We start from the raw sequence: 10,048 nt of genomic DNA, 5'->3' as shown, positions 1-10,048 counted from the left end.
TTTGCACCGCCGTTCTCACGCGTGAATATGGCATAAGCACTATCCTCCAGAATGACTTCGCCTGCGAGCCGGTCATTTTCTGGAGGATAGTGCTGAGCAAACAATAACGGCTGAAGTCTTCTACCAGCTATAAGCTGGTGAGTTTCCTTCAAAGGTGAGACATTAAAATTACAAAATATGGCCCTGCCGAGAAATCGGCAGGGCTTTTTTGTAGCAAAATTGCATCAATTTGCCTGTGTATCGTGCTAAAATGGAGCAAAACTAGATGTTTCACGATTTGAGCCTGGACTTAATCGAGCGATTAGTTAAGTAATAACGGAATGGGGGGGGGGTGCGTAAAAATATCACTCTCCGATAAAATGTTGGGATTTGGGAGAGAGAAATGCGTAAATCGTTATTATTAGCCGCCACAGCTATATCTACAATGTCCGTACCTGCCATGGCGCAGGACCGTGATGATGGTACCATTGATAGCAATGTCATTATCGTGACCGCGCAGAGGCAGGCACAAAGTGCTCAGGATGTACCGATTGCGGTTTCCGCATTTTCCGGGGCAGCCTTGGAAGCCCAACAGATCGAGAACAGTTCCGATCTCCAGCTAACGCTCCCGAACATCACCTTTACCAAAACCAATTTTGTCAGTTCCAGTTTTACAATTCGCGGGATCGGCGATCTTTGTGTCGGCGCGTCGTGTGATCAGGCAACCGCCATTCACCTGAACGATTCGCCTCTTTTCGCGACGCGACTTTTTGAAACAGAATTTTTCGATCTCGAACGCGTCGAAGTGCTGCGCGGTCCGCAAGGCACGTTGTTCGGACGCAATGCGACCGCGGGTGTGGTCAATGTTGTCACTGCCAAGCCACAAATGGGAGAGTTCAAGGCATCCGGCGATGCCGAATATGGCAATTATAACGCGATCAAAGTCAAGGGCATGGTCAACATTCCCATCGGTGACAATATCGCATTCCGTGGTGCCGGCGTTTATGTAAAACGCGATGGTTATACCACCAATCTTAACGGCGGCCCTGATCTTGATGACCGGGATATGTATTCGGTGCGTGGTTCGCTGCGTTTCGAACCAACTGCGGATACGACGATTGACCTTTATGCTTCATATTTCCGCGAAGATGACAATCGTATGCGGATTCAGAAGCAATATTGTCAACGTGACCCTACAGGTATTTTGGGTTGTCTGAACAGTTCTCGCAATGCAGAATCGTTCAACGCGAACTCGACTATTGCGGCTACATTATCGTCGCGCGAATTCCTTGCAACTCAGGGTATTCCAACGGCTTTTGCTCTCGGTAGTCTTTACGGTCCAGACCAATATGCAGGTGTTTCCGTTCCCGCGGATCCGCGGACGGTCAACACGGCCTTCACGCCGGAATATTTTGCCAGCGAGTTGACGTTCCAGGGCAAGATCGAACATGACTTCGGGCCGATCAGCGCGCAACTTTCCGGTACCTACCAGAAGGTCAAGCTGGATTCTCGGCAGGACTATAACAACAATATTGGCCGTAGGGATATTTATGCAACTGGATTAAACACGCTTGCTGCAGCTGCAGCTGGTGCGATCCCAGGTCTTCCTGCAGCTTATTTTGCACCTCTTGCTTCTGCGATCATTCCGGATGGACCGAACGGCGTGCTTTGTACTTCAGATACTGATACCACCGGTCTCGGGGTATTTGGGGGCAACAGCATTTGCGACGCAACACCGCTTCAATTTGACCGGTCGAATCTGGATAACAGCAGTTGGTCCGTCGAGGCGATCATCTCAAGCGATCTGGATGGTCCGTTCAACTTCCTGGTCGGCGGTATTTATGCCGACTCTCATCTGACCGAGAACAGCTATTATGTGAACGCCTTCGGGCTCGATTATGGGGCAGGTTTGCTCGGTAGCTTCATTTCGCTTGCCGATGGCTTGCCGCCTTCATTCCTCGGCACGCCATATTATCGCAACCATTCGGATGATCTGACGGTCAAATCCTATGGCCTGTTCGGCGAAGTCTATTTCGATATCAGCGACAAGCTGAAACTGACGGGTGGACTGCGTTACAACAACGACAAGAAAAAAGTTAGAGCGCGTACAACGCTGGCAGACTTCCTTGTGCCATATAGTCAAACAACCGATGCGTTTGAATCACCATTCGTCGGATCTTTGGATGCCGATCCAGGTATACCCGGTAATCAACTTTTCCAGAATCGGGAGGTCAAGTTCAATGAAATCACTGGCCGTGCGGTGCTTGATTATAAAATCACCGACGACAATCTGATCTATGCATCCTATTCTCGCGGTTATAAGTCAGGTGGTATAAATCCGCCACTGCAGCCAATTTTCGCAGCTCCGGAATCCTTCCGGCCCGAGCAGGTCGATGCGTTTGAAATCGGATCGAAAAATACATTTGGCGATGGGGCTCTGCAACTCAACCTGACTGCATTCTACTATAAATATAAGGGTTTGCAGCTCAGCAAGATTGTTGCTCGGACCGCTGTAAACGAAAATATCGATGCCGATATTTACGGTGCGGAAGTCGAGGCAGTCATTCGTCCTGATCCGGACTGGATGATCAACATGGGCTTCAGCTATCTGCACACCAAGGTCAAGGGCGATACGTTTAACAGCGATCCGCGCGATTTTGGCGGAGGCCGGTCGGATGCGGTCATCATCCAGGATATTACCAATGCATCCAATTGTGCGGTGGCTTCCACGTCCGGAAATGCAGCTGGTGTAAATGCTTTTGTCAACACGATAATGGTGCGATCAATGCCGGTCTGGTGCCGGGACTTGCACCTGGAGCAGGCCTGCAACCAACCACGGCATTCCCTGCTGATGGTGGCATTGCTTCAACCGGTGCCTTTGGTATTTGCGCTGTGCTGGACGCAGCGGCCCAAGGAGCTTTTGCTGGTGCAGGCGTTGTTCCGGCAGCCTTTGGCGGGATCGAGTATTTCTCTGCCGGTGTTCCCAAGAACATTCGTGGGAACCAGTTGCCACAGGCACCTCAGCTGAAATTCTCCACTGGCGTGCAATATACCATGAACTTTGACAATGGCATGAGTCTGGTCCCGCGTGTTGACCTTGCTTATACCGGTGAAAGTTTCGGCAGTATCTTCAACGGCAATGTCAACCGGATCAAAGGTTATGCGCAAGCAAACGCCCAGATTCAGTTGAACGGTACGGATGACCGCTGGTATGTTCGTGGATTTGTCCAGAATATTTTCGACAGCAACTCGGAGACCGGACTATATGTCACCGATCAGTCGTCGGGCTTGTACACGAATATCTTCTCACTTGAGCCACGCCGCTATGGTATTGGAGCTGGCTTCAAGTTCTGATCTGAAGCGACCATGATATGAAGAAAGCCCTGCCGGGAAACCGGCGGGGCTTTTTTGATCATCTAAGATGCCTTTTGGCGAAAGCGCGACCTGATCCGGATTTTAGATATATCTCGAAATTGGCAGCCATTTTGCGATCAGGAAAGCCGTGCATGGAGACTAACTCCCAAGGGCGAGGCGTGCTGTAAGCGTGGCAAGGACCTTCCAATTACCCACAAGTCGTCGCACGTGTGATTCCATTGGCCGCGCGGACCTTGCTCACGTGGAATCGGGTATGATTCATCCTCTGGCACCTGAAATAGCTGACGGGGTGCACAAGGGGGAATTCTGGTTTCGACGCAGTGAGATGGGCCGATGGGGAAGTTGATATCGGCGCATTTCGCGACAAGCGTCTGGGCGAGCGGCTTAGAACGATGCTTGCGCAGATGGCAGGAGCGATTGGCGCACCGATCCCGATGGCCTGTCAGGACTGGGCCAATACCAAGGCAGCTTACCGCTTCCTGTCTAACGGCTCAGTGAACGAAGGCGAAATCCTCGCCGGCCATTTTCAAGCAACGCGAGCGCGTGTTGGAACGCTTGAAGGGCCAATCCTCGTTCTACAGGACACCACTGAATTCTCCTATCAACGCCGCGCGCCGGAAAAATCGGTGCAATCGGCCTGGCACCCAGCCGACGCGATGAAAATGGCAGGCTGCGACTTCATACGGTCTGTGGCCTGCTCATGCATTCTAGCCTTGCGATCACGACCGAGGGATTGCCGCTGGGTCTGACAGCAGCGAAATTCTGGACCCGCACCAAATTCAAGGGCACCAACGCGCTGAAACGAAGGATCAATCCTACGCGTGTGCCGAACGAGGAGAAGGAAAGCTACCGCTGGCTCGAGAACATGCGTCAGTCGACCGCTATGCTGGGCGAGTCCGAGCGACTGGTCCACATCGGCGACCGGGAGAACGACATTTACGAATTCTTTTGCGAAGCGCAGGCACTCGGCACACATTTTCTGGTCCGCACCTGTGTCGATCGTCTGGCCGGTGACGGTGACCACACCATTGCCGACGAAATGAGCGAGGTTTCCGTGCAGGGCATGCAACGGGTCGTCATCGACAAGGACGATCATGCCGACATTGAGTTACGCTATAGACGGATCCAGGTGTTGCCACCGATCGGCAAGCAAAAGCGCTATCCGTCTCTCAACCTTACCATCCTGCATGCCCGTGAGTGTAGAGCACCTGAAGGGCGGGCCCCCTATCGATTGGAGGCTTATCACTGATCTGCCGGTAACAACGCCTGCCGAAGCGATTGAAAAGCTCGACTGGTACGCCCAACGCTGGAAGATCGAGCTTTTCCACAAGATACTAAAATCCGGCTGTCGGGCTGAGGATGCACGGCTCCGGACTGCCGATCGACTTGTCAATCTGATCGCAATATTCTGCATCCTGTCATGGCGCATCTTCTGGATGACCATGATCAATCGCGCCGCGCCTTCCGCATCACCCAGGCTCGCGCTGACCGATGACGAAATCGTCCTGATCGATCATCTTGTGGCTTCCAGAAAGAAGGTGCCCAGGCTCAGAACCATATCCGATTACCTGTACGAAATCGCGCGGCTCGGCGGCTATCTCGCTCGCGCCAATGACCCGTCTCCAGGTAACATTGTGATCTGGCGAGGATGGACCCGCCTCATGGACATCAAAATCGGTGCCAACGCCATCCGTAAGACTTGTGGGTAATTGGAAGGTCCTCGCCACGCTTACGTGGGTGTGGCCCCTCAATACGTATCAATGTTGGGCAAGTGCACGCGGCCTCACATGGGCCGTCGGCATCCCGTACAAGCAGAAAGTCTATCCCGCCGACGTGGCGATGATTTTTCCCGTCGCCGGGCGTGGTCGCCCCCGCAAGCGGCACATTCCCGACGCTACATCGGTATCGGCAAAGGCGATGTTGGAGGTAGCAAAGTGGCGCAAGGTCAGTTGGCGGCGCGGAACCAAGGGGCTGCTCTCGGCACGCTTCGCCGCCGTTCGCGTGCGAGTTGCCGATGGCCCGCCTCAACGCATCCGGAACAGTGGCGCGCAACATCTGCCCGGCGAGGAAGTGTGGCTGGTCGGCGCACATCGCTCAACCGGCGAGCGCAAATACTACCTCCCCAACCTGTCCTCCGACACGCCGATCAAGCCGCTTGCCGGAGCCATCAAGGCCCGTTGGGTCTGCGAACAGGGACATCAGCAACTCAAGGAAGAGCTCGGCCTCGATCACTTCGAAGGCCGATCATGGAAGGGGCTTCACCGACATGCGCTGATGTCGATGATTGCCTTGGCCTTCCTGCAATCCCGCCTCCTCAAGCAGGCCAAGGGGGAAAAAGAATCGCCGGGTCGCCACCACAGCCGAGCCTGCCGACGATCAGGCAGGCCATCATTGAACGCCTCGCCAAACCTCCTGATCTGACGTGTCCACAGTGCGGACACTGCATCTCTCATCGCTCGCTCACAAATCTGCCAAAGTAGTGTTAGAACTGGCCACGCAATGTGATGCCATAGGTTCTTGGTTCCGCAAGGAAAGCCGAATAGGTCTGCTGCGATGCGACAAATGGCGTGTTGAACGCAACCTGCGAATAACCAACATTGAAGACATTTTGTGCCCAGCCTTCGATCGCCCATTTATCGTCAGGACCACGGATACCAATACGCGCATTTACCAGCGTAAACCCGTCCTGTTCCTTGCCGTAAAGCAAATCCGAACCGGTGTTATAGTCACTGGTGGTACGGGCGTTGATGTAAAACAACCCGGTCAATCCGCTGTTGCCGATTGGCGGCGTGTAGGACAGCGATGCGGTCGCTGTGATTTCAGGCGCGTTGGACAGATTGTCGCCTGGCAGCAGGCGCAAAGCCGGATCGAGTGGAGAGCCAGTATCACGGCCAACCAGATTATTTTCATAGCTGGTATCGGTATAAATCAGGCCCATCGAGATATTCACGTCTCTGATCGGGTTGATCGACGCTTCCAGTTCGACACCCTGCGCGACAACGCCATATTTGACGTTATCCGGGGTACAATTGCCCGTTGCGCCGCTGGCATCGCGATCCGCACCACCGAGATCATCGCTACACGCGTTTACATTCTGAACCACATAAGCGGAGCCATTGAACGTATTCAGCTGGAAATTGTCAAACTGCTGACGGAATGCCGCCACGCTCAGCGAAAATTCACGGGTCGAATATTTTGCACCGATTTCAAATGCATCTACCGTTTCCTGGTCAAACTGGAGATTGGCGGTGCTGCCCGTCACTGCCGGATTGCCCAAAGTTGAACTGGTCAGCGCAGACCGGTCCAGGTTGAAACCACCAGCTTTATAACCGCGCGAGTAGCTACCATAAATCAGCAGGTCGTCGGTTGGCTTGTAGGACAAAATGGCTGTGCCGGTAAATTCGCTCTCGCTCCGGCTATCGGCCAGCGATACGCCATCCAGTTCAGAGGTTGAGTTGCCCTGACAGGACAGACCGATCAGACCGCCTGCCAATGCACCAAGTCCTCCGCTAAGTAAGGGAGTGAACAATGCCCGCTGGATCGGACACATCGTATTGTCGTTGGTGAAGGCTGCGTTAAAATCCTTGGTTTCATTGGTATAGCGCAGTCCCAAAGTCAGATCGAGCTTGTCGGTAACGTGGAAGATATTGTGGGTGAAAAAAGCAAAATTTTCGCTTTTCTGATTATATGTGTCGAGCACCGTTCCCTTGTCATTGATCTGAGCCAGATTGTCCAGACCGGCAAAATCAACGGTGTCGCTGCACCGAATGCGCCAGCACCTCCATTTGCGGCTTGCAATGCAGCCCTGCCGCCAGCGCTTAGACAGCCTGTGCTGGTTGGAGATGCAAGGGCCGGGTTAACGGCATTGACGACACGGCATGGTGCGAAGGCACCATATTGCGAACCAAAGCGCAGATTATCTCGTACCTCAAGCTTTTCGTTGGCGTAAAAACCGCCGACCAACCAATCCAGCTTGTCGTCGAACGCCGAACCCTGCAGTCGCAGTTCTTGCGTAAAGGTTTTAAACTCACGAGCACCGGCATTTTCATTCGGCTCGCGATAAAGGATATCTACCTGTGTGTAATCGGTATCACTACCCTGAAAGTTGGAATATTCACGATATCCGGTGATCGACGTGAAGTTCATCTCACCCAGTTCGGCATTGAGTTCAACCGAAGCGCCAAAATCCTCGGTTTCACCGGCATATGAACGACCGGGTGTGACATAGATATCCCGGTTGAACGTACTTTGCGTAAGCGCGTTGCTGTTTTGACCGAGCGCCAACAGCACCGGTATGATCGGATTCGCCGTGTCGGTAAGAGCGGGCGCACCAGGCTGTGGAAGAGCGAAAGGATCAAGTCCCGGGCTTACTCTTGCCCGCTGCGCAAATTCAGGCTGGACGAACGTCGCTGCACAGCAGGATTCGTCTTTCTTTGAATAGTCACCAATCACCCGGACCGTCAGTCCATCCTTTGGCTCAAACAACAGCTGGCCACGCACAAGAAACCGGTCTTTGTTATTGACGTCGGTTCCGTTTACAACATCATTGTAAAAGCCGTCGCGCTTCAAATAAACGCCGTCGACGCGCGCAGCAATCGTATCGCTCAACGGGCCATTAATGCCCCCTTCCAGACGTATCTGGTTGTAATTGCCGTAGGATGCTGCGGCATGTCCTGAGAATGTAAATTCAGGGGCGGCAGTGGTAATGCTGATCATACCGGCAGAAGAGTTGCGGCCACCCAATGTTCCTTGCGGACCCCGCAGAACTTCGATCCGATCAATCGGGCCAAGTTCGCTGAGCGCATTACCACTACGCGAACGATAGACACCATCGATGAACACGGCCACGGAGCTTTCCAGTCCGGGGTTGTCACCCACGGTACCGATACCGCGAATACGGGCAGAGCCATTGGCTTCGTTTCCGGTCGATGACACAAGCAATGAAGGCGCAAGCTGGTTGAGCTCACGAATGTCGGTTGCCCCACTCTTCTGCAATTGTTCCGCGTTAATGGCCGAAACAGCAATAGGAACATCGGACAAAGCTTGCGACCGGCCCTGTGCGGTCACCACGATCACATTATTATCGACGGCACCCTCATCACTTCCGTCAACTTGGTCGGCGGCATCCGATTGCGTCTGTGCATAAACGGGGGCGGTGGTGATTGCTGCAAGTGCAAATGCGCACGCAGATAGATTCAACGCTAATTTCATAACATGCTCTCCTGAAAATTTATTTTTATCCTCATTAATGTATAGCCTAGCCCGTCACATTTGATAGCCAAATCTCGCATCAATGCACCGTTTTCTGCAAACTGTGGCTTTATTGTCAGCCTATGCGGCACTTTTGGCGCAACAAATGAGCAGCCGATTTGCTTCCAACATCCAATGGCCCGCATCTTCTGGAAACAGAGAATAATTAATAAGAGCAGGATGACGTAGCGTCATAGCTGGCGCGGCCTGATCTCCCCGCATTTTGGATGGTTTCCAGGCAAATTTTTGGCCGTCCCAAACACTGCTTGGACCGAAACCGGGTCAATCACTATTTATCGGCCGTCGAGAGCGCAACGCCTGCGCCAGAGTCCCCTCATCGAGATAGTCCAGCTCACCGCCCACCGGTATCCCGTGCGACAGCTGACTGAGTCTCACGGGATAATTTTCCAATCGCTCGGCGATATAATGGGCCGTCGTCTGACCCTCCAAAGTGGCATTCATCGCCAGAACGACTTCGTCAATCCCGCCCTGCTCGACGCGCTTGATCAGCTTGTCGATCGCAATGTCTTCGGGCCGCACGCCGTCCAGTGCTGACAACCGCCCGCCAAGCACATGGAATTTTCCGGGAAACAGCCGCGGTGGGGCATAATGGGTAAAAGGAGTCCCACTATGTGACGACGCAAAGAGCCGACGATCCCGGCAGAGTTACTGGATCAACTATTGGCATGATCGGATGCAGCTTCTGCGCTGGATCAGGGAGGGTTGCTGGATTCGTTGAAGAAGGCGCTCGCCGAACGGGCGTTGAATGCCGAGATGGATCATCATCTGGGTGGCGATGAACAGGTAGGCAACAGCCGCAATGGCTATGGCCGCAAGCGCGTCATCACCGATAGCAGCAAAATCGAGATCGAGGTGCCGCGCGACCGCGAGGGCAGCTTTGATCCGCAGTTGATTGCTAAATACCAGCGCCGGTTCCCTGGTTTTGATGAGAAGATTATCTCAATGAATGCGCGCGGGATGAGCACACGAGAGATCACCGGGCATCTGCGCGCCTGTACGGCATCGACGTATCGCCTGACCTGATCTCGACTGTCACCGACGGCGAGCATCGCGCCGTGCCGGGGGCACGGGAAGACGCGCAGCGCTGGAAGAAGTTACTGCCTGGCAGCAGCGGCCGCTTGATCCGGCCTATCCACTGGTGTTTTTCGACGCCATTCGCGTCAAGATCCGCGATGAAGGCATGGTTCGCAGCAAAGCTATTCATATCGCGCTTGGCGTCCGCGCTGATGGCCGCAAAGAGGTTCTCGGCCTGTGGATTGAACAAAATGAAGGTGCCAAATTCTGGTTGCGCGTTATGAACGAGCTTAAAAACCGGGGCACCGAGGATATCATGCTGGCAGTCGTTGATGGTCTCAAGGGCTTTCCCGATGCGATAACGGCGGTATTTCCCGAAGCCGTCGTGCAGTGAGAACGGCGGTGCAAA

Annotated in this window: 5 protein-coding genes and 5 pseudogenes; 8 read left to right on the top strand and 2 right to left on the bottom strand. The window is 53.7% G+C overall.

Annotation, left to right across the window (positions count from 1 at the left end):
* Positions 1-382 precede the first annotated feature (382 nt).
* From C8024_RS03705 to C8024_RS03695, 7 genes and pseudogenes are all read left to right on the top strand, one after another.
* Positions 383-3,007 carry a TonB-dependent receptor gene (locus C8024_RS03705; protein WP_367947139.1) on the top strand — a complete coding sequence of 875 codons (2,625 nt, stop codon included), beginning with the start codon at positions 383-385 and terminating at the stop codon, positions 3,005-3,007.
* Between the two features lie 26 nt (positions 3,008-3,033).
* Positions 3,034-3,333: a hypothetical protein gene (locus tag C8024_RS22870; RefSeq protein WP_367947138.1), complete on the top strand. Its 300-nt coding sequence runs from the start codon at positions 3,034-3,036 to the stop codon at positions 3,331-3,333.
* A gap of 341 nt (positions 3,334-3,674) precedes the next feature.
* Positions 3,675-4,103, top strand: coding sequence for a transposase DNA-binding-containing protein (locus C8024_RS19945; RefSeq protein WP_217271971.1), 429 nt, complete (start codon positions 3,675-3,677; stop codon positions 4,101-4,103).
* On the top strand, positions 4,055-4,603 hold the full coding sequence (locus tag C8024_RS19940; protein ID WP_217271972.1) for a hypothetical protein: 549 nt from the start codon (positions 4,055-4,057) through the stop codon (positions 4,601-4,603). Before C8024_RS19945 ends, C8024_RS19940 begins: the two co-directional genes overlap by 49 nt.
* Positions 4,542-4,757, top strand: a pseudogene (locus tag C8024_RS22865) (transposase); the annotation flags it as partial. The gene C8024_RS19940 and the pseudogene C8024_RS22865, both read left to right, overlap by 62 nt.
* A 33-nt stretch (positions 4,758-4,790) precedes the next feature.
* Positions 4,791-5,063 carry a hypothetical protein gene (locus C8024_RS20855; protein ID WP_240616812.1) on the top strand — a complete coding sequence of 91 codons (273 nt, stop codon included), beginning with the start codon at positions 4,791-4,793 and terminating at the stop codon, positions 5,061-5,063.
* A 61-nt stretch (positions 5,064-5,124) separates the two neighbouring features.
* Positions 5,125-5,749: pseudogene (locus C8024_RS03695) on the top strand (transposase); the annotation flags it as partial.
* A gap of 87 nt (positions 5,750-5,836) precedes the next feature.
* On the opposite strand, the pseudogene C8024_RS03690 reads toward C8024_RS03695, so the two are convergent.
* Both C8024_RS03690 and C8024_RS03685 read right to left on the bottom strand, forming a co-directional pair.
* Positions 5,837-8,565: pseudogene (locus tag C8024_RS03690) on the bottom strand (TonB-dependent receptor).
* A 321-nt stretch (positions 8,566-8,886) separates the two neighbouring features.
* A pseudogene (locus C8024_RS03685) lies at positions 8,887-9,201 on the bottom strand (toprim domain-containing protein); the annotation flags it as partial.
* Positions 9,202-9,258: 57 nt separating this feature from the next.
* On the opposite strand from C8024_RS03685, the pseudogene C8024_RS03680 reads away from it, so the two are divergent.
* Positions 9,259-10,030, top strand: a pseudogene (locus tag C8024_RS03680) (IS256 family transposase); the annotation flags it as partial.
* Positions 10,031-10,048: the final 18 nt, after the last annotated feature.

Origin of the sequence: Sphingopyxis sp. BSNA05, from assembly GCF_013265645.1 — a bacterium.
GTDB lineage: Bacteria > Pseudomonadota > Alphaproteobacteria > Sphingomonadales > Sphingomonadaceae > Parasphingorhabdus.
This window is presented reverse-complemented; position numbering and strand designations above follow the sequence as displayed.

What these genes read in the sequence shown, in the direction of transcription:
- C8024_RS03705 (WP_367947139.1), top strand. Translation starts at nt 383, where the DNA reads ATGCGTAAATCGTTATTATTAGCCGCCACAGCTATATCTACAATGTCC.
- C8024_RS19940 (WP_217271972.1), top strand. Translation starts at nt 4,055, where the DNA reads ATGCATTCTAGCCTTGCGATCACGACCGAGGGATTGCCGCTGGGTCTG.
- C8024_RS22870 (WP_367947138.1), top strand. Translation starts at nt 3,034, where the DNA reads ATGAACTTTGACAATGGCATGAGTCTGGTCCCGCGTGTTGACCTTGCT.
- C8024_RS20855 (WP_240616812.1), top strand. Translation starts at nt 4,791, where the DNA reads ATGACCATGATCAATCGCGCCGCGCCTTCCGCATCACCCAGGCTCGCG.